Below are 21,797 nucleotides of genomic sequence, written 5' to 3'. Positions count from 1 at the left end.
CATAGAGAAAGCACTTTGCTCTAAATTCAAAAGAAAAGAAAGAAGTACATGTACTTCTTTCTTACTCATTTTATTATCCTATCATTTCACTTTCTACGAAACAATTTTTTCATACGAGAGTAAACCATCAATAATAACTTGATTTAATTTCGCCAAAGATTCCTTATCCATCTTCCCATCTTTTACTGTTTGTACAGCTACCGACGTATACATATACAGTTTCTTTGCTTCTTCTTGTTTCATACTTTTCCCTTCTTTTTCAACCTTTTTCCATTCTTTTTCAATTGCTTCTATATCTTTTGCGCTGCTTTTTCCACCAACTTGTACGCTAGAAGCATATTTTGCTAAATGAGTGTATAATGGCTGCACTTTTGTTAAAAATGTTCCTACTTCTTTATCATCTTTCAGCAATGCTTTATCTGTTATATCCCAGTTCTTTTTTAAAACGGAGACACCATCATTTTTATACTTAGTCATTAATTGATTTATAGACTGTTCATCGCTAGCAATACCAACAACTATTGCATACTTATCACCGCTCGGTCTTAAAGCACCAATGCCCCCATTGCCTTTCCATTCTTCAAGAGCTGCCTGTCCCTTTTCTTCAGAAGAATAAAGCCCCCCTTGAACAAAAAATAATTTCATTGGATCCAATGACGTTCCTGCTTGTGCTTTTTGTTTTTCTTCTTTCGGTGCTGGTGTTTGTTCTGCCGTTCCACCCACCTTTGATTCTCCATTTCCAGTCGGCCTTGAAGCTGTCACTTCACTTCCTCCTGTCGTTCCTTGTCCAGTAAGTAAATGAAGCATCCCCATTCCAAACGCCGTACCGATAATGATTGCAGTTGCAACGATTACAATTAATGTATTACTCCACTTCTTTCGGTATTTTTCCACAGACATTGATTTCGCTTTTTGAAACGGAACAACATTTTTCGGTCGTTCACTTTCTACTACCATCCATTCAAATTCATCTTTCTTTTTTTCCTCATACTTCGCTTCTGTTCCATTCACTTTCACTGAGATCGTTCGTGATTGCTTGTCCATACACTCACACCTCACCTCTTATCGTTGTCCGCATCATATCATATTCATTTCATAAAAAAACGAGATATTTGTCAGAGGAATTCGCCAAATAACCCTATATATTTATCTTATATGTATGCATTTGACTTCATTTGTAGAACAAAAAAACTAGATAGCAAAGACTATCTAGTTTTTCTCGCAAATATATTTTCGTACTTCAGAAATGAAATAAAGAGAACCTGTTATGATAAAAACATCATTTTCTGCTATCATTTCAACTTTTGTATCAATTGCCTCTTTCCAATTTTCAAAAACTAATTTTGATTCTTTCTGTGAATATGATGCAAGCTTATCAGCAGAAATAGCACGATCAAAGGCGAATGTTGTAAAAATAATTTCATCTGCAATGGTTTCTAATTGGCCTACCATGTTATGTAATTGTTTATCACCAAGGGCAGTAAATAACACTATTACATTTTTATCTTTGTAATGCGCTTCTACTGTTTTCACAAGGCTTTCGATACCTTCTGGATTATGAGCACCATCTATAATAATATCTGGATTACTTTGCAGTTTTTCAAAGCGCCCCACCCAATACGCTTCCTGTAATCCAGTTCTTATTTCTTCTTCCTCAATTAAAAATGATAAGTATGTTTTTACATACATGACTGCCATAAGCGCAAGTGCTGCGTTTCCTACTTGGTGGCTGCCTTTCATTGTGATTCGCACATCTTCAAAAGAGGCGAAAGGACAAGTGAAATCGAACTGTTCTCCATCTTCACTAGACTGTTTATGTAATGCTGTAAAATGATTGCCCATCTCGTATAAGTTTGCATGATTTTCCTTTGCAACATTTTGAATGACTTGCAAAGCTTCTTCATCTTGTACACCAGTAATTACCGGCACGCCAGACTTAATAATCCCCGCCTTTTCATATGCAATTTCTCCTAGTGTATTTCCTAAAATATGCATATGATCGTGACCGATATTCGTAATAATCGTGAGAACAGGGTGTATAACATTGGTAGAATCAAAACGTCCACCAAGCCCTGTTTCAAATAAAACAACATCACAGAAATTGAATTTGCCGAAATAGCAAATCGCCATAACAGTAATAATTTCAAACTCTGTCGCTTCCCCTAAATCCGTTTCATCTAGTTTTTCCACGACTGGTTTTACCAGCTTTACAAGTTCAGTAATCTCTTCGTCTGCAATTGGTGTTCCATTCACACTAATGCGTTCATTAAATGATTCGATGTAAGGAGAGGTAAACGTTCCTACCTTATATTTCGCGCCTTCTAACATGTAACGCATATATGTTAACGTTGAACCTTTTCCATTTGTACCAGCAAGATGAACACATTTGATATGACACTCTGGATTTCCAAGTTCTTCTAACATCCATCTCATTCTTTCTAATCCTGGCTTAATTCCAAATTTCAATCGGCTATGGATCCACCCTATCGCTTCTTCGTATGTATGTATCACGTATATTTTTCCCCTTTCAAAAGACAACTTTCATAGTTCTATTATACGCAAAGAAAAGAGACTCACCAATATAGTGAGTCTCTAAAAACATTTTTACTTTTCAAGATCTGCTAGACGTTGACGAACTGCTTCGCGTTTTTCTAGGTAATCTTGCTCTTTCGCACGCTCTCCTTCAATAACCGCTGCAGGAGCTTTCGCTACGAAACCTTGGTTAGAAAGTTTCTTCTGTACACGTTCTACTTCTTTATCGAACTTCTCAAGTTCTTTCTCAAGACGAGCTCTCTCTTCATCAAGATTGATAAGATCAGCTAACGGTAAGAATAACTCTGCACCTGATACGATTGCAGTCATTGCCTTTTCTGGCGCTTGTAAGTCTGTTTGAATTGTTAATTCGCTTGGGTTACAGAAACGCTCAATGTAAGAGCTGTTTTTCGTAAGTTGAGCAAGTACAGCCTCATCTTTTGCTTTAATTTGCATTTGAACTTTTTTGCTCATTGGCGTATTTACTTCTGCACGGATGTTACGAACAGAGCGAATGATATCAACTAGAAGGTGCATTTCTGCCGCAGCCTCCGTATCTTGTAAATCTTCGCGAACTGTTGGCCACGCAGCTACTGTAATAGACTCGCCTTCATGCGGTAAATGTTGCCAAATTTTCTCTGTTACGAATGGCATGAATGGGTGTAATAGACGCATTGTTTGATCTAATACGTAAGCTAAAATAGAACGAGTTGTTTTCTTAGCTGCTTCATCTTCACCGTATAGTGGAAGTTTCGCCATTTCAATATACCAATCACAGAAATCGTCCCAAATGAAGTTGTATAATGAACGACCAGCTTCACCGAACTCATATTTATCCATGTTACGTGTTACGCTTTCGATTGTTTCGTTTAAGCGAGTTAAGATCCACTTATCCGCAACTGATTTTTCACCAGTTAAATCGATTTCTTCATACTTCATATCATCCATGTTCATTAATACGAAACGTGATGCGTTCCAAATTTTATTAATGAAGTTCCAAGTAGATTCTACTTTTTCCATGCTGAAACGTAAATCTTGACCTGGTGCACTTCCTGTTGATAAGAAGAAACGCATTGCATCTGCACCGTACTTCTCGATAACATCCATTGGATCAATACCGTTACCAAGAGATTTACTCATTTTACGACCTTGCTCGTCACGAACTAAACCGTGAATTAATACATCTTTAAATGGACGCTCGCCTGTAAACTCTAAACCTTGGAAAATCATACGAGATACCCAGAAGAAGATGATATCATAACCCGTTACTAGTGCATCTGTTGAATAGTAACGTTTGAAGTCTGCTGAATCTTCATTTGGCCAACCAAGTGTGGAGAATGGCCATAATGCTGAACTGAACCATGTATCAAGTACATCGTTATCTTGATTCCAGTTTTCAATATCTGCTGGTGCTTCTGTACCTACGTATACTTCACCAGTTTCTTTATGGTACCAAGCTGGAATACGGTGTCCCCACCATAATTGACGAGAAATACACCAGTCATGAATATTTTCCATCCAACGTAAATATGTGTTTTCAAAACGCTCTGGTACGAACGTTACTTTTTCTTCTTCTTTTTGTTGAAGCGCTACTGCTTTTTCAGCAAGTGGAGCCATTTTTACGAACCACTGTGTTGATAAATAAGGCTCAACAACCGCACCGCTACGCTCACTATGACCTACTGAATGCATATGTGGCTCGATTTCTACTAATACGCCAGCTTCTTGTAAGTCTTTTACTAATTCTTTACGGCATTCGAAACGATCCATACCGTTATACTTACCAGCTTTTTCGTTCATCGATCCATCTTCGTTCATTACTAAGATGCGTGGTAAGTCATGACGGTTACCTACTTCAAAGTCATTCGGGTCATGAGCTGGTGTAATTTTTACAACGCCCGTTCCGAAATCTTTTTCTACGTACTCATCAGCAATAATCGGAATCTCACGGCCTACGATTGGAAGTGTAACTGTTTTTCCGATTAAATGTTTGTAACGATCGTCTTCTGGATGAACTGCTACTGCTGTATCACCAAGCATCGTTTCTGGACGAGTAGTAGCAAGACGAATGTGACCAGAACCATCTGTTAACGGATAGTTCATATGGTAGAATGCACCTTGAACTTCTTTATGAATTACTTCAATATCAGAAAGAGCTGTACGTGTTGCTGGATCCCAGTTGATGATATATTCACCACGGTAAATTAAGCCTTTTTCGTATAATTGAACGAATACTTTATTAACCGCATCTGATAAACCTTTGTCTAATGTGAAGCGTTCACGAGAATAGTCTAGTCCTAAACCAACTTTCCCCCATTGTTGACGAATGTGAGAAGCATACTCTTCTTTCCACTCCCAAGCTTTTTCAAGGAATTTTTCACGGCCAAGATCGTAACGTGAAATACCTTCTTCACGAAGTTTTCCTTCTACTTTCGCTTGTGTTGCGATACCAGCATGGTCCATTCCTGGAAGCCATAGTACATCGTATCCTTGCATACGCTTCGTACGAGTTAAAATATCTTGAAGAGTTGTATCCCAAGCATGACCTAAGTGTAACTTACCAGTTACGTTCGGAGGTGGAATTACAATTGTATACGGTTGTTTCTTCTCGTCTCCTGTTGCTTCAAAATATTTGCCTTCAAGCCACCATTGATAAAGGCCTTCTTCAACGGACATATGATCATATTTAGTTGGTAAATTCTTTTCCGTGTTTGACATTATTTTCCCTCCTTAAAATAAAAAATGTCCCTCATCCAAAAAGGACGAGGGACATCGCGGTACCACCTTTATTTACAAACAAATTCATAATTTGCTTATACTCTTAATTTGATAACGGACAAATCCGTCTTTTCCTAATAAGAACTATTCCGTTCAGAAAAGATGCTCCAGGGCTACCTTCTAACATAACTATCTAGAGAATCTCCCAGCTAATGATTCTCCTCTCTGAAGACGTTTCATGTTATACTCTTCCCCTTCAAGGCATTTATATGATTGTTAATTATTATATACAATAGTGTAAAAAACGAAACCTTATTCGTCAAGATAAATTTAAAACTACAGCTTTTCATGCCAAAAAGAAGATAAGTAGAATCCTCTACTTATCTTCTTTACCCCGCTATTTGTGGGCAGTAAGACCTCCACCTCAAAACTCAGCTGAAGCAAAGAAGTTAGATGGGAGCCCTGGTGCCCGTAAACGCCCAATTAGTGAAGGCTAATCATCAGCGGGGAATGTTTACTTTATCCGTTCCCTTGCTGGGCAGCTTGTAATTGTGACAAGAAATATTCTATATTGCTAACGAGCCAATGCGATTGTTGCAAACTCTTTACTCCGCGCAGTTCATTTTCCTCGTTACGATTATCTCTTCTTTTCTTATAAGACTGGATTTGCCGAATAAATTGCGATGGATACGTCATATACGCAAACATAAGTAGTTGCTCTTCTTTCGTAAAAGGGAAATTTTTTTGATACATTTGAAACCATTCAAACCGATCACTTCTTGCGATTGGATATGTGTTTAAAGACCTTGAATAAAAACCTACTATATCTTGCACAGGCGTTGCAAACTTCGATTTTTCTAAACTAATAAAATAGCCATTCCGTTCATAGTCAAATAAAAAATGATTCAGTGACACATTACCATGCACAAAAGTAATACGCGTTTTCTCCTTTTCTTTCATCGCATCGTTCCACTCATTTAATTGCTTCGTTGCAAATTCACGCGCTCTCATTACATGATGATAGTACGTACAATATTGCAATTCAAACGGGGACATATACCATTTTGATTCAGATTCTACGAGAAACTCTTCTAACATCTCACCATCATTTTCCCAACGATCGGATATACTTGTATAATGTTTTTCTAAATCTTCTTCCGTATACGTTTCTTCCTTCACAGTTTTTTGATGCAACGTTCCAAGTGTCTGAAACATTTTATGGTATTGATCATTGTCCTCACCGTTTCCTTCTGCACGTTCTAACCAAGGCATTAAATAATAATTATACGTCCCGTCACTTAAAATATAACTTCCATCCGTCGCATGATATATAGGTACATAATTTGAAAAACCTTTCTCCTTCAAATATTGAATATGATGCAGAAAGTTATTCCGCTCTAACTTTCTGCCTTCTATTTTCTTGAGTGCATATGGACCTTGATTCGTATAAATTTTCATTACATTTCCGTGCTCTTCCATATGCTGCGTATCCAATCTATATTGCCTCACGATAGGTTCATAGTGATTTCGCAACTCAATATCCATACGAATAACCCTTTCTATTCAAAACATAGCCTCTAAGAAAGGAAGTGAGTGAAAACACTCACTTCCTTATTTCGCCTTTACCCTTGAAACGGGAATATAAATAATTTGCCCCGTATTTAAAAATATATCTTCTGTTTGATTGGCACGGTATAAATTTTGTACAGACGTTTCATAACGGTCTGCAATAGATTCAATTGTATCCCCTTCTTGCACGAAATACATTCTTAACTTTGTAAATTCTTCTTTCGGTTCTTTCGTAAATAGTTTTGTTAAATAAAGCGCATTTTCATCTCGCTGTGAGTACTCTTCTTCTTGTTCTTCCTGCTTTTTCGCTTTTTCTTTCTTGAAATCTTTTCGTCCGAACAGTTCAAATTGCGGGGTTGTTTCTTGCTCCTCTTCACGTTCCACAAATTCATGTTCTTCTATTTTCTCTTCTTCTAATTCCTGCTCTTTTCTTTCCTCTAATTGGAACGGTTCAAATGCGTAATCTTCCCACTCATCTGATTCCTTATATGCTGGTTCTTCTACATGCGGCGCCGGTCTATTTTCATCCTCTTGCGCTGAATCTTCTTCTAACTCAGCATACACCGTTTCTTCCTCTTCAACTTCATCCTCGCTTCTCTCTTCATCACACAAACCGGTAATAGATATATCCGCTAATAATTGTAAGCAACCATTTTCCTTTAATTCATAATCAAATTCCTCGATTGATACATATAGCTCTTCAATTACTTTCACTCGATTTCTCGGAATTGATATTTCAAGTGGAAAGGAATGAACAAGTTCATTAACCCCATCTTCTCTTGTTTCTACATAATCAATTGACTTTGCTGGCGATAGTTCTCTTAATGAATACGCGGAATCATCTTTTCGTGCAACATACTCTCCCGTTAAATCTAATTGTCCTCTCACGATTACTTCATGATCAAGCTCTTCTATCTCAACGTCTGGATCTAACGAAATTGACAAAAGTTCTTCGACTTCCTGTCCTTTTTGGAACCACACAGATTCTTTTAATGAAAATCGTAATGAATGATCTGTAGCCACTTCTTTTCCCCCTCCCAAACTATATGTCATTACAGATTTATGTGTGGGAAGCTTACTTTATGAATAAAAAAAATCGCTCCCCTTATGGAGAGCGATTTTCTCTAATACACTACGCTTTTAATTTTGACATTGCAATTTCAGCTGCTGCAATCGTCGCTTCAATATCTGCATCACTATGTGCTGTCGATAAGAATAAACCTTCGAATTGAGATGGTGGTAAGAATACACCTTGTTCTACCATTTCACGATAGTAAGCCGCAAAGAATTCTAAGTTTGAAGATTTTGCTGCATCGTAATTAATAACGGGTTCATCTGTAAAGAAAATACCAATCATAGAGCCTGCACGGTTAATATGATGCGGAATGCCATGTTTTTCAGCTGCTTTACGTAATCCAGCTTCTAACATTTCAGCTTTACGCTCAAATTCTACATATGATTCTGGCGTTAACTGTACTAACGTTTCATAACCTGCCGCCATTGCAAGTGGATTACCTGATAAAGTACCAGCTTGGTAAATCGGTCCGCTTGGCGCAACTTGGCGCATAATTTCCGCTTTACCACCGTATGCTCCTACCGGTAAACCACCACCGATTACTTTACCTAGGCATGTTAAATCAGGCGTTACGCCATAATAACCTTGGCCACAATTATAAGCTACTCGGAACCCTGTCATTACTTCATCAAAAATAAGCAATGCACCGTTTTGTTCTGTTACTTCACGAAGACCTTCTAAAAATCCAGGCTGCGGAGGAACAACCCCCATATTTCCTGCTACTGGTTCTACAATTACACAAGCAATATCATCACCGAATTGTTCAAACGCGTATTTTACGCTTTCTAAATCGTTATAAGCTACTGTAATCGTATTTTTCGCTACACCTTCTGGTACACCAGGACTATCTGGTAAACCTAAAGTCGCCACACCAGAACCAGCTTTAATTAATAACGAATCACCATGACCGTGGTAACAACCAATAAATTTCAAGATTTTATTACGACCTGTATAACCACGAGCTAAACGTAGTGCACTCATTGTTGCTTCCGTTCCAGAGTTAACCATACGCACAATCTCAATTGATGGCACGCGCTCAATAACAAGTTTTGCTAATTTATTTTCAATTTCTGTTGGTGCACCGAAGCTTGTACCTCTTTCAGCAACAGATTTTAACGCTTCTACAACACGATCATTTGCATGACCATGAATTAAAGGACCCCATGATAATACGTAGTCGATGTATTCATTCCCATCGATATCATATACTTTAGAGCCTTTTCCACGCTCCATAAACAACGGATTCATCCCAACAGACTTAAAGGCACGAACCGGGCTATTTACGCCACCAGGCATTAAGTCTTGCGCCTCTTCAAACGCTGCAATTGACTTATCAAACTTTTTCATTATTTAGCGCCTCCTTCTTGTAACCATCTTGCTGCATCTTTTGCATGATACGTAATAATTAAATCTGCCCCTGCACGTTTCATACTAATTAATTTTTCAAGAACAACTTCTTTTTCATTAATCCAACCATTTTGCGCTGCCGCTTTAATCATCGAATATTCACCACTTACATTATAAGCGACAACTGGTAAATTAAAGTTATTTTTCACATCACGAACGATATCTAAGTAAGAAAGAGCTGGTTTTACGATTAAGAAATCTGCACCTTCCATTACATCTGATTCTGCTTCACGGAATGCTTCCATACGGTTTGCCGGATCCATTTGATATGTTTTACGGTCACCAAATTGCGGTGCACCGTGCGCAGCATCACGGAATGGTCCATAAAATGCTGATGAATATTTCACAGCGTACGACATAACTGGCACGTGTCCAAAACCATTTTCGTCTAATGCATGACGAATTGCTGTTACGAAGCCGTCCATCATGTTTGATGGCGCAATAATATCCGCTCCTGCTTTCGCTTGACTTACAGCTGTTTTCGCAAGAACTGCAAGAGACTCGTCATTTAAAATAATCCCATCTTCAATTACACCGCAATGACCATGGCTTGTAAATTGACATAAACATGTATCTGCAACTACTACTAGCTCAGGGAAATCACCTTTAATTTGCTGAATAGCACGTTGTACAATTCCATGATCACAATATGCTGATGATCCAACTTCATCCTTTTCAGCAGGTAAACCAAATACAATAACAGAACGAATACCTAAATCAACAACTTCTTGCATTTCAGCTTGCAATAAATCTAAAGACATTTGATATACGCCCGGCATAGAAGGAACTTCATTACGAACATTTTCACCTTCTAATACAAAAATAGGGTAAATAAAATCTTCCGTATGTAAAAACGTTTCACGCACAAGTGCACGCATGCCCCCGCTTTGTCTTAAACGACGATGACGATTAAATTGTAAAGAGTTCATAGATTTCTATCCCCATTCTTTCATTTTATAGATTCACAAACATATTGTAGTAATGCTTCTACAGTGTACTCTTTCGGCACAATAACAGACGGAAAATAAAGACTTGCCTCTTTTTCCGTAATAGGTCCTATACAAGCAATTGTACATTTTTTTGTCCATTCTCTCCAGTTTGTACCCTCAAGTAAACGAACAAAACTAGTAACAGTTGAAGGGCTCGTAAATGTAATAATGTCTACTTTCCCTAACTTCAATGCTGCTATAAGTTCTTGCTTTTTTTCTATATTCACTTTCGTACCGTATACGATTAGCTCATCTAGAGAAACACCAATTTCCCGAAGCGCAACCGGAATTACCTCTCTTGCTAAATTCCCTTTCGGAAATAAAATACGTTCGTTTCCACTTAATTCTTTTAGAAACTCTTCTGCAAATGCTTCTGCAACAAATGAAGTCGGAACAAAATGAACTTGATAGCCCCTTTTTTCTAACTCTAATTTTGTTTTCACACCTACCGCAGCGATTCTAATGGTTAGCGGTAGTTTCTTTTTTAAACTATCTAGAAAAAAAGCTACACCATTTCTGCTCGTAAAAATAACCCAGTCGTATGAATGTAGCTGCTCTTCAATATGTTGAATTTGCCTATGAGACATACCTTCCATACGCAAAAGCGGAATTTCCAATGGAATTCCGCTCTTTTCTTTCACTGCTACACTCATTTGTTTCGCTTGATGCTGGGCACGTGTAATCAATACCGTTTTTCCAGCGAGAGCGTTCATATTTATTGTTGCTCCTTATTTGCAGCAAGAATGAGTTCTTTGGCGCCTTGTTTAATTAAACGGTCCGCGGCCTCTAACCCTACTTCCTCAGGATTAGTACCCACTACTGTCTCTTTTAATAAAACAGAGCCATCCATAGAGCCGACAAGAGCTGTTAATTCGATTGCATCGTTTTCTGTAAGGGTTGCATATCCAGCAATTGGAACTTGGCATCCACCTTCAAGTTTATGAAGAAATACTCGCTCCGCTGCCACTGTTCTTTCTGTTATCGTATCATTAATATGCGCTAACAACTGCAATAAATCCTTATCATCCTCACGACACTCAATCGCTAATGCACCTTGTCCTACAGCAGGTACACATAACGTATCATCTAAATGTTCTGTAATAACATCATTATCCCAGCCCATTCTTTGTAATCCAGCTGTCGCTAAAATAATCGCATCGTAATCTTCTTCTTTTAATTTACGTAAACGTGTATCGATATTCCCGCGAATCCACTTCACTTGTAAATCTGGTCTCGCAGCGAGTAGCTGTGCACTACGTCTTAAACTACTCGTACCTAAAATAGCACCTTCCGCTAACTCTTTAAACGATGCTCCATTTTTTGAGATAAAAGCATCACGAGGGTCAACACGCTTTGGTGTACAGCCAATCATTAAACCTTCTGGAAGTACAGCTGGCATATCTTTCATACTATGTACAGCCATATCGATTTCTTTCGTAAGTAACGCATGCTCAATTTCTTTAACGAACAAGCCTTTTCCGCCTACTTTTGAAAGAGTAACATCTAAAATAACATCACCTTTTGTGACAATTTCTTTCACTTCAAATTCATATGGTAGACCTAGGGCTTTTAACTGATCAATAAACCAGTTTGTTTGCGTTAATGCTAGTTTACTCTTTCGTGATCCTACAATAATTTTGCGCATAATTCTCTCTCCTCATTATAAATACCAAAAGTGGAAATTGGACAAACTGCTTAATAGAAAAATGTTTACTAGCATTACGAGAAACGATCCGATATTCCACTGTACAATTTTCTTACCTTGCAACACATCTGCCGCTCGTAAATATAAACCTGTGCAATACACAAATAGAACGACAAAAGATCCGATTACTTTCGTATCATACCAATGGAAATTATCCAATTTTGTATATCCCCATATACATCCTAATAAAATTGCTAGTAAGAAAAATGGAACAGAAAATAAATTTAATCCGTAAGACATAGATTCTAGCTTCGGTAAATTCCCTAACCTTCTTAATCTCGCATTCCATTTTTTCTTTTTTAATAGGCGATATTGCAATAAATACATAATAGAAAAAATGAACGATACAGTAAACGTTGCGTAAGAAATAATTGCCATACCGACATGTACGTATACAAGTTCTGAAACTAATTGTTCCGCAAGTACTGGCGACATCTTTCCGAGCGGTGTAAAAATAGAAAAAGCGCTTACGCCAAATGCTACAACATTTGTAAAAAAGACTAAAAAGTCAATTCTCATAAATCGATTAATAACTAACGACATCGTAATCAATAACCAAACATAAAAATAAATCCCTGATAATAAAGTTAAAATAGGATTCGTTTCTGAATCTGTAGCTCTAAGCAACATAAAAATAGACTGCAGGACCCATACAATCGCAAGTAACCAAAAAGCAAATCGGTTCGCCTTTCGGTTACTTTGGAAATAATCTATAAAATATAAACTAATGCTACAAGCATATAAAATAATTGCAATATGATAAATAATACTGTTATTTAAAAAACTCATCCGATCATCCTTCCAAATTATAAAGATGGAACGGATGGTGTCCACACTCTTTTATGTTCTACTTCTTCCGCACGACTCTCTACTTCTTCCGTTTCTAAATCAAAAATCTTTGCAAATAACGCTAACTTTTCGCTCGCTCCCTCTTCAGCAGCTATTTCTTTCGCTACTAAAATTGGGTCTTTTAATAATTGATTAATAATACTTTTCGTATGCTTACTAATAACTTTTTTCTCACGATCACTAAGGTTTGGTATTTTTCGCTCTAGGCTTACCATCGTTTCACTTTGGATTGCAAGTGCCTTATCACGAAGAGCTGATATTAATGGAACAACACCAAGTGTACTTAACCACGTTTTAAATAGAACAATTTCCTCTTCAATCATAAATTGAATTTTCTCTGCCTCTTTCAAACGCTCAGCACGGTTTGCCTCCACTACTCCTTGTAAATCATCAATATCATACAAGAAAGAACCTTCTAGCTCATCAATCGCTGGATCAATATCACGCGGCACTGCAATGTCAACCATAAATAATGGACGACCAGAGCGCATTTTCTCCACCTTTGTCATCATCTCTTTCGTAATGACATACTCAGATGCACCAGTTGAACTAATTAAAATATCTGCTTCTAATAATGCACATTGTAATTCGCTTAACGATTTTGCATGTCCCATATATTTCTCAGCCATTACTTCTGCTTTCGAAAGCGTCCTATTCATAACTGTTACTTTACGAGCACCACTTCCATATAAGTTTTGTAGTGCAAGTTCGCCCATTTTACCAGCACCAAGAATAAGCACATGACAATCTGTTAACTCGCCAAATATTTTCTTTCCAAGCTCAACAGCAGCATAACTAACAGACATTGCACTTTCCCCGATTGTTGTTTCTGAGTGGGCACGTTTTGCTAATGTAATGACTTGCTTAAACAATTCATTAAAAATTGTGCCTGTTGCTTTAACTTGTTGCGCTTCTAAAAAGCTATCTTTTATTTGACCTAAAATCTGCGTTTCTCCGACTACCATTGAATCTAAACCGCACGTTACGCGGAATAAATGATCTATTGCGCCATCTTGTTCAAAAATAGTTAAATATGGCGCGACTTCTTCTATTTCAAGCTGAAACCAATCAGCTAAAAACTTCTTAATATAATACCGTCCCGTGTGTAATTGATCGACAACAGCATAAATCTCAGTGCGATTACAAGTTGACACAATGACATTCTCTAACACGCTCTTTTGATTTTGTAATGTAGTCATCGCTCGCTCTAGTTCTGCTGCCTGAAATGTGAGTTTCTCACGAAATTCTACAGGGGCTGTTCGATAATTTACACTAACAACAAGAATATGCACGCAGCATGTCCCCCTTCACCCGTTTTATCACTTTATCTACTATCATAATACAACTTTCCTCTTATGAATCTGACAATCGTGTGAACAACCGATTATTTTTTAATTATTCTCCGTATGTAATAAAGGAGATTCAGTAACACTAATAAAAAAATTTCTACTTTATAATGATTATAAATTAATAACTCTATTTGTACGTTACCAAAAAAAGCCCTCATAATCAAGTGATGGAAACTATTCCATATAAATTATAACATCATCTTCCCTATCTTCTTTCATCATGAAGGAAAATATGTATGATTGTTCCAAAATGTAACAAAGACTTTCTCAATACAATGTATTTGACATTGCATTTCTTTTTCGTTATATTAGTTTTACAAAATTAAATTGTGCACAACTTAATTAGAAGGGAGTTATTTATGACAGAAGACTCTTTGCATCTAGATAACCAACTTTGTTTTTCTATTTACGCCTGCTCTAGAGAGGTTACTCGTTTTTATCGACCTTATTTAGAAGAAATGGGTATTACGTATCCCCAGTACATTACTTTACTCGTACTATGGGAGCAAGATGGACTAACAGTAAAAGAAATTGGAGAACGTCTATTTTTAGATTCTGGTACGTTAACACCTATGTTAAAACGTATGGAATCATTAAAACTTGTAAAACGCGTTCGTTCCAAAGAAGACGAGCGAAAAGTTTGTATTGAATTAACAGAACAGGGCAAAGATTTAAAGGAAAAGGCTTGTTCATTACCGACAACGATGGCTACAAACTTAGGAATTACAGAGCAAGAATATCGCTCTTTATTAATTCAACTAAATAAACTGATTGACACAATGAAAACAATTAATGATGGAAAAGGGGAATAAATATGGATAAATTATATACTGCTTCAGTAACAGCAACAGGTGGAAGAAATGGGAAAGTAGTTTCAGATGATGGCATATTAAATCTTGATGTAAAAATGCCGAAAGCACTAGGTGGTGCAGGCGGAGAAGCAACAAATCCAGAACAACTATTTGCAGCTGGTTATGCAGCTTGTTTCGATAGTGCATTACAACTTGTCATTCGTACAAAACGTGTGAAAGTAGAAAGTACAGAAGTAACTGCTCACGTTTCTATCGGAAAAGATACAGATGGTGGTTTCGGCCTATCCGCTGTACTTGATGTACATGTCTCTGGCGTTTCACATAGCGAAGCACAAGAACTTGTAGAAGCCGCTCACGGTGTATGTCCTTACTCGAAAGCAACACGAGGAAATATTGAAGTTACATTAAACGTACGCTAAAAAATTTAGCAAAACAAAAACGCGCGACATTCGTCACGCGTTTTTTGTTTTTGTAAATTTATGAATTGCTTTCCACGCTTCTTCTTTTCCAAGTCCTGTTTCAGAAGAGAATAGAACAATTTCATCGCCAATTTCAACAGCAAGCGTTTCTTTTACAACTTTTAAATGCTTTTGCCATTTCCCTTTCGGAATTTTATCGGCTTTCGTCGCAATAATAATTGTTGGGATTTCATAATGCTTTAAGAAATCATACATCATCACGTCATCACTTGTTGGTTGGTGACGTAAATCAACTACTAATACAGCTGCGTCTAATTGTTCACGCGTTGTAAAGTACGTTTCAATCATTTTCCCCCATGCAGCGCGCTCCGATTTAGATACTTTCGCATATCCATAACCTGGAACGTCAACAAAGTGCATCATCTCATTGATTAAGAAAAAGTTCAGCGTTTGCGTTTTTCCTGGTTTAGAAGAAATACGTACTAACTTTTTACGATTTAAAATTTTATTAATAAAGGAAGACTTCCCCACATTTGAACGACCTGCTAATGCAATTTCTGGTAAATCACTGTCTGGATATTGTTCTGGTTTAACAGCACTAATTACAATATCTGCTTTTGTTACTTTCATTGTTTCACTCCTACTAATGCGTGCTCCAATACTTCATCTAAATGAGATGCAAGCACAAACGTAAGGTTTTCTTTTACGCTCTCTGGAATATCATCTAAATCTTTCTCGTTTTCTGCTGGCAAAATAATTTTTGTTAAGCCTGCGCGGTGAGCACTTAATGTTTTTTCTTTTAAACCACCAATTGGTAATACACGACCACGAAGTGTAATTTCACCTGTCATACCGACTTCTTTACTTACAGGAATACCTGTTAGCGCAGAAATAAGTGCCGTTGCCATCGTAATACCTGCTGACGGTCCGTCTTTTGGAACTGCTCCTTCTGGAACGTGAATATGAATATCATTTTTCTCATGGAAATTCGGATCGATCTGAAGCTCTTCTGCACGAGAACGTATATAACTAAACGCAGCTTGTGCTGATTCTTTCATAACATCCCCAAGTTTCCCTGTTAAAATTAGTTTCCCTTTTCCTGGCGCTACAGAAACTTCAATGGCAAGTGTATCGCCGCCTGCTGCTGTGTAAGCTAGACCTGTTGCCATACCAACTTGGTCTGTTTTTTCAGCTTGCCCATAACGGAATATGTGTTTACCAAGTAAATCAACAATCTTTTTCTCTGTCACAACGATACGTTTACGTTCTGCTGTAACGATAATCTTCGCTACTTTACGGCAAACTTTTGCAATTTGGCGCTCTAGCGTACGAACACCAGCCTCACGTGTATAATAACGAATAATCTCAAGCAGCGCTTCATCACGCACTTGTAAATTACCTTTTCGTAAGCCATGTTCTTTTAATTGTTTCGGCAATAAATGCTCACGAGCAATGTGTACTTTTTCAAGTTCTGTATAGCCAGCAATCGAAATGATTTCCATACGGTCAAGTAATGGACCTGGAATACTTGAAAGTGTATTAGCAGTTGCTACAAACATAACTTTTGATAGATCATATGGTTCTTCAATGTAATGATCACTGAAGTTATGGTTTTGTTCTGGATCTAATACTTCAAGTAATGCCGCTGATGGATCTCCACGGAAATCGTTAGACATTTTATCAATCTCATCTAATAAGAAGACTGGATTAACTGTTTTCGCCTTTTTCATACCTTGAATAATGCGTCCTGGCATTGCTCCAACATATGTACGGCGGTGACCACGAATTTCAGATTCATCACGCACACCACCAAGAGATACACGGACGAAGTTACGATTCAATGATGTTGCAATTGAACGCGCTAACGAAGTTTTGCCGACCCCAGGAGGGCCTACTAAACAAAGGATAGGTCCTTTTAATGAATTCGTTAACTTCTGTACAGCTAAATATTCAAGTACACGCTCTTTCACTTTTTCAAGACCGTAATGATCGTTATTTAAAATCTCTTCCGAATGAGCAAGATCAATTATATCTTCTGTTGCCTCTGTCCACGGAAGCGCTAATAACCAATCAATATAATTGCGAATAACACCACTCTCCGCAGAACTTGCTGGTAACTTTTCATAACGATCTAATTCTTTCAGCGCAGCCTTCATTGTTTCTTCCGGCATTCCTGACTGTTCAATTTTCTCACGAAGTTCTTCTACTTCTCCGCCCTTGCCTTCTTTGTCGCCAAGTTCAGTTTGAATCGCCTTCATTTGCTCACGTAAGAAATATTCTTTTTGCGTGCGCTCCATGGAACGTTTCACTTTTTGCCCAATTTTCTTTTCTAGGCTAAGTAACTCTTGTTCATCTTGAATAATTGAAATAAGTGTTTGTAATCGTTCTTTTACAGATACAATCTCTAGAATCTCTTGTTTCTGCTTCGTTTTAATCGGCAAGTGAGAAGCAATTAGATCAGCTAATCTCCCTGGTTCTTCCACATCAGCTACCGTTGCAAATGTTTCATTTGAAACTTTTTTCGAAACTTTAATATATTGTTCGAAATGCTCCAGTAACGTACGCATAAGAGCTTTCTCTTCTAAATCATCTTCTACTTCTTCAGTTACCGTTTTAATCGACACTTGTGCTACATTTTCTTCTTCGATAAACTCTATTACTTCTGCTCTATGTAAACCTTCCACAAGGACACGAAGCGTACCGTTCGGCAATTTTAACATTTGCTTCACTTTCGCCACCGTACCTACACTATATATGTCATCTTCTTTCGGATCATCGATATTCATTTCTTTTTGCATTGCTAAAAAGATGATATTTTCATCCATTGCCGCCTGCTCTAGTGCTTGTATCGATTTATCACGTCCTACATCAAGATGCAAAACCATCGTTGGATATACGAGAACGCCTCTTAATGGTAGGAGGGGCACGATTCTTTCGTTCGTATTCATACTAGACATAGCACCTCCATAATAAATTAAACTCCTGTTCAACTATTTTATATTACAATACACCTAGATGCAATTGCTGAGATTCCGTGCAATTGTAAATAGCTTGTTTTTCTACCTCACGAAAAGAAAAAAGACTCCGATTAAGCATACAAACTTAAACGAAGTCTGGCAAATTTTATTATTGTTTATTTTCACATAGATTGTGCATCTGTTTCGTCTACGTGAGTATGTACATCTAGCTCTCTATGCATATTTTCTTGCATAAACGTTAACTCAAATACTTCTTTTAACTTACGGACAGGAATAATTTCAATTCCCTTGATCGTATACAAAAATGGTTGCATATTTTCAGCAGGAATAATGACTTTCTTAGCTCCCGCTTTTTTCGCAGCTTTTATTTTTGCGTACACGCCACCAATAGGTTTTACTTCTCCGTGTATACTTATTTCCCCTGTCATCGCTACTTCATTATTTACATACGTGCGGTGCACCGCAGAATATACACCTGTTGCCATAGCGATTCCTGCAGAAGGTCCATCAATCGGGATACCACCTGGAAAATTAATATGTATATCATATCCTTCTGGCAACACATCTAAAGAACGAAGTACTGTTAATACATTATCAACAGAGCCTTTCGCCATACTTTTACGACGAATCGATTTCGTTTGACTACCAATACTTTCTTCTTCCACAATTCCGGTAACATTTACCGATCCTTTATCTTTCGCCTTGATTGCTGTTACTTCAATTTCTAATAACGCACCTGTATTTGGTCCGTATACAGCAAGACCATTTACAAGACCAATCCTTGGAATCGGATAAATGCGCTTTTCATATTTCGGTGTAAGCTGACTTGAGTGAACAACCCACTCTATATCTTCATCCTTAATGAAAGAACGTTCTTCATTTATCGCCATACCAGCAGAGATTTGCACGAGATTAATCGCTTCTCGTCCATTCCTTGCATACATCCCGATCATTTCAATACCATTTTCACCTATTTGCATTTCCACTTTTTCCGCGGCATTTTTCGCTACTTTTTGAATTTCTTCCGTATCTAATTCACGGAAAAATACTTCTAAGCAACGTGACCGAATAGCAGGAGGAATTTCCTCTGGCGAACGTGTCGTTGCTCCAACTAAGCGAAAATCTGCCGGTAAGCCTTTTTGGAAAATATCATGTATATATGTTGGGATCATCGTATTTTCTTCACTATAGTACGCACTTTCTAAAAATACTTTTCGATCTTCTAACACCTTTAACATTTTGTTCATTTGAATCGGATGGAGCTCGCCAATCTCATCAATAAACAAAATACCACCATGTGCATCTGTTACAGCACCTTTTTTCGGTTGCGGAATACCTGCTTGCCCCATCGCCCCAGCACCTTGATAAATCGGATCATGCACCGAACCTATTAAAGGGTCTGCGATACCACGTTCATCAAACCGAGCTGTTGTCGCATCAAGTTCAATAAATGTTGCATTCGTACGAAATGGAGATTTAGGATTTCGTTTCGCTTCTTCTAATACAAGACGTGCTGCCGCTGTTTTCCCAACACCTGGCGGGCCATATATGATTACATGTTGCGGATTCGGACCACAAAGAGCCGCTTTTAACGACTTAATTCCGTCCTCTTGCCCTACAATATCTAAAAAGGTTGTAGGACGCACCTTTTCTGCTAGCGGCTCTGTTAAAGAAATCTCACGCATTTTACGAAGCTGTTCTAATTCTTTTTTCGATTCTCGATCAATTGAAACTTTTTGTGTTCGTTGATTTCGAAGTAAATGCCAGAAATACAATCCGACAATTACACCAAAAACAAGTTGAACAACTAAAAATATATTTGTCCAGCTCATTATTTATTTCCTCCCGCAATATTTTATCTCTTAGTATTTCCGCGGAGGAACGTAGCTAAACATAAAGAAAAACAGCAATTATAAAAATTGCTGTTTCCCTTTCGCATTATGCAGATGTTTTTGTATCAAGTACAGTACCGTCTTGTAACACCAATTTTGGCGGCTCATTATCAGCTACTGTTTCTTTTGTAAGAATACACTTCTCGATATCTTTACGAGATGGAAGTTCGAACATTACATCAAGCATTAAGCCTTCAATAATAGAACGAAGTCCACGAGCACCCGTTTTACGTTCAATTGCTTTTTTCGCAATTTCGATTAGTGCACCTTCTTCAAACTCTAACTCAACATCGTCAAGCTCCAATAATTTTTGGAATTGCTTAACAAGTGCATTTTTCGGTTTCGTTAAAATATCAACAAGAGCATCTTCATCAAGTGGCTCTAGGTTCGCAATAACTGGAAGACGACCGATAAACTCTGGAATTAAACCAAATCTTAAAAGATCCTCTGGTAATACGTGAGATAAAACATGCTTCTCATTCACATCAGCATTTTTCTTCTCAGAACCAAATCCAATTACTTTTTCACCAAGGCGACGTTTAATAATCGGCTCAATGCCATCAAACGCTCCACCACAAATAAATAAGATGTTCGTTGTATCAATTTGAATAAACTCTTGGTGCGGATGCTTACGACCACCTTGAGGTGGAACGCTTGCTACAGTACCTTCTAAAATTTTCAGAAGTGCCTGCTGCACACCTTCACCAGATACATCACGTGTAATTGATGGATTTTCGGACTTACGTGCCACTTTATCAATCTCATCAATATAAATAATTCCTTTTTCCGCTTTCTCTACATCATAATCAGCTGCTTGAATTAATTTTAGTAAGATATTTTCTACATCTTCCCCAACATATCCAGCTTCTGTTAAAGATGTTGCGTCCGCGATTGCAAATGGAACATTTAAAATACGCGCTAAAGTTTGTGCCAGTAATGTTTTACCACTACCTGTTGGCCCGATAAGTGCGATATTACTCTTCGCTAATTCTACATCATCAATTTTGCTGTTAGAATTAATGCGTTTGTAATGGTTATATACCGCTACCGCTAGTGCTTTTTTCGCGCTATCTTGCCCGATGACATACTCATCTAAGATTTCACGAATTTCTACCGGTTTCGGTACATCTTTGAATTCTACTTCTTCGTCCTTCGCAAGCTCCTCTTGTACAATTTCAGTACAAAGTTCGATACACTCGTCACAAATGTAAACACCTGGACCTGCCACTAACTTTCGAACTTGCGTTTGTGTTTTACCACAGAAAGAACATTTTAATTGCCCTTTTTCATCATTAAATTTAAACATATTTTCACACCCCTTACAAAGTGCTAACCTCTTGCCTTCGTATGTACACGATAAATGTATCGTATGTAAATACATATTATGTCACTACGTGGCGAGAAATACAAATAATATGACTAGTTATGTACAAATAAAAAATTTTTAAAACTTTTGAAATATGTATATTCGACTTGTAAAGGAACTTTTCCTTCTCCATCGAA

The 21,797-nt window shown here is 37.6% G+C and carries 17 protein-coding genes and 1 other annotated feature; of the genes, 2 read left to right on the top strand and 15 right to left on the bottom strand.

Translation table 11 applies throughout. From position 1 onward, the window contains the following. Window positions 1-93: 93 nt before the first annotated feature. The 11 genes from ACS2QP_RS15765 to hemA all read right to left on the bottom strand — a co-directional run bounded on the left by ACS2QP_RS15765 (window position 94) and on the right by hemA (window position 14,136). The gene (locus ACS2QP_RS15765) at window positions 94-1,044 is read right to left on the bottom strand and encodes a hypothetical protein (protein WP_000361007.1); all 951 of its coding nucleotides are present in this window, start codon (window positions 1,042-1,044) and stop codon (window positions 94-96) included. A gap of 165 nt (window positions 1,045-1,209) precedes the next feature. Further along, window positions 1,210-2,511, bottom strand: a complete 1,302-nt coding sequence (locus ACS2QP_RS15760) for a bifunctional folylpolyglutamate synthase/dihydrofolate synthase (protein WP_438882594.1) — start codon at window positions 2,509-2,511, stop codon at window positions 1,210-1,212. 93 nt (window positions 2,512-2,604) lie between these two features. Beyond that, on the bottom strand, window positions 2,605-5,250 hold the full coding sequence (locus tag ACS2QP_RS15755; RefSeq protein ID WP_000072244.1) for a valine--tRNA ligase: 2,646 nt from the start codon (window positions 5,248-5,250) through the stop codon (window positions 2,605-2,607). 37 nt (window positions 5,251-5,287) lie between these two features. Further along, window positions 5,288-5,519 (bottom strand) — a binding site (T-box leader). A 250-nt stretch (window positions 5,520-5,769) separates the two neighbouring features. Beyond that, the gene (gene ysxE / locus ACS2QP_RS15750; protein WP_000350658.1) at window positions 5,770-6,795 is read right to left on the bottom strand and encodes a spore coat protein YsxE; all 1,026 of its coding nucleotides are present in this window, start codon (window positions 6,793-6,795) and stop codon (window positions 5,770-5,772) included. A 66-nt stretch (window positions 6,796-6,861) separates the two neighbouring features. Continuing rightward, window positions 6,862-7,872: a stage VI sporulation protein D gene (gene spoVID / locus ACS2QP_RS15745; RefSeq protein ID WP_438882593.1), complete on the bottom strand. Its 1,011-nt coding sequence runs from the start codon at window positions 7,870-7,872 to the stop codon at window positions 6,862-6,864. Window positions 7,873-7,951: 79 nt separating this feature from the next. Then, entirely contained in the window at window positions 7,952-9,241 is a 1,290-nt protein-coding gene (hemL, locus tag ACS2QP_RS15740) for a glutamate-1-semialdehyde 2,1-aminomutase (protein ID WP_000712943.1), read from the bottom strand. Continuing rightward, a complete protein-coding gene (hemB, locus tag ACS2QP_RS15735; RefSeq protein ID WP_001087065.1) occupies window positions 9,241-10,230 on the bottom strand; it encodes a porphobilinogen synthase in 990 nt (329 codons plus the stop codon). Before hemB ends, hemL begins: the two co-directional genes overlap by 1 nt. 20 nt (window positions 10,231-10,250) lie before the next feature. Further along, the gene (hemD, locus tag ACS2QP_RS15730; RefSeq protein ID WP_000992353.1) at window positions 10,251-11,003 is read right to left on the bottom strand and encodes a uroporphyrinogen-III synthase; all 753 of its coding nucleotides are present in this window, start codon (window positions 11,001-11,003) and stop codon (window positions 10,251-10,253) included. A 2-nt stretch (window positions 11,004-11,005) separates the two neighbouring features. Next, entirely contained in the window at window positions 11,006-11,935 is a 930-nt protein-coding gene (hemC, locus tag ACS2QP_RS15725; protein ID WP_001226407.1) for a hydroxymethylbilane synthase, read from the bottom strand. 15 nt (window positions 11,936-11,950) lie between these two features. Beyond that, window positions 11,951-12,784 carry a cytochrome c biogenesis protein gene (locus ACS2QP_RS15720; protein WP_000008991.1) on the bottom strand — a complete coding sequence of 278 codons (834 nt, stop codon included), beginning with the start codon at window positions 12,782-12,784 and terminating at the stop codon, window positions 11,951-11,953. A 17-nt stretch (window positions 12,785-12,801) separates the two neighbouring features. Next, the gene (gene hemA, locus ACS2QP_RS15715; RefSeq protein ID WP_000547868.1) at window positions 12,802-14,136 is read right to left on the bottom strand and encodes a glutamyl-tRNA reductase; all 1,335 of its coding nucleotides are present in this window, start codon (window positions 14,134-14,136) and stop codon (window positions 12,802-12,804) included. A 416-nt stretch (window positions 14,137-14,552) separates the two neighbouring features. Here hemA and ACS2QP_RS15710 point away from each other — a divergent pair, with 416 nt between their 5' ends. Continuing rightward, a complete protein-coding gene (locus tag ACS2QP_RS15710; protein WP_000133916.1) occupies window positions 14,553-15,005 on the top strand; it encodes a MarR family winged helix-turn-helix transcriptional regulator in 453 nt (150 codons plus the stop codon). Window positions 15,006-15,007: 2 nt separating this feature from the next. Beyond that, entirely contained in the window at window positions 15,008-15,424 is a 417-nt protein-coding gene (locus ACS2QP_RS15705) for an organic hydroperoxide resistance protein (RefSeq protein ID WP_438882592.1), read from the top strand. Between the two features lie 33 nt (window positions 15,425-15,457). Here the strand turns inward: ACS2QP_RS15705 and ysxC are convergent, their stop codons facing one another. The 4 genes from ysxC to clpX all read right to left on the bottom strand — a co-directional run bounded on the left by ysxC (window position 15,458) and on the right by clpX (window position 21,600). After that, window positions 15,458-16,054: a ribosome biogenesis GTP-binding protein YsxC gene (ysxC, locus tag ACS2QP_RS15700; RefSeq protein WP_000869116.1), complete on the bottom strand. Its 597-nt coding sequence runs from the start codon at window positions 16,052-16,054 to the stop codon at window positions 15,458-15,460. After that, on the bottom strand, window positions 16,051-18,381 hold the full coding sequence (lon, locus tag ACS2QP_RS15695) for an endopeptidase La (RefSeq protein ID WP_438882591.1): 2,331 nt from the start codon (window positions 18,379-18,381) through the stop codon (window positions 16,051-16,053). The genes ysxC and lon overlap by 4 nt, the downstream gene beginning before the upstream one ends. Window positions 18,382-18,563: 182 nt before the next feature. Beyond that, entirely contained in the window at window positions 18,564-20,234 is a 1,671-nt protein-coding gene (gene lonB / locus ACS2QP_RS15690; protein WP_000119175.1) for an ATP-dependent protease LonB, read from the bottom strand. A gap of 106 nt (window positions 20,235-20,340) precedes the next feature. Continuing rightward, complete coding sequence (clpX, locus tag ACS2QP_RS15685; protein WP_000472289.1) at window positions 20,341-21,600, bottom strand: ATP-dependent protease ATP-binding subunit ClpX; 1,260 nt, start codon at window positions 21,598-21,600, stop codon at window positions 20,341-20,343. Window positions 21,601-21,797: the final 197 nt, after the last annotated feature.

This window comes from Bacillus cereus group sp. Bce019, from assembly GCF_051781745.1.
Lineage (GTDB): Bacteria > Bacillota > Bacilli > Bacillales > Bacillaceae_G > Bacillus_A > Bacillus_A cereus.
Note: the sequence above shows the minus strand (reverse complement) of the source record. Positions and strands in the feature narration are given on the sequence as shown.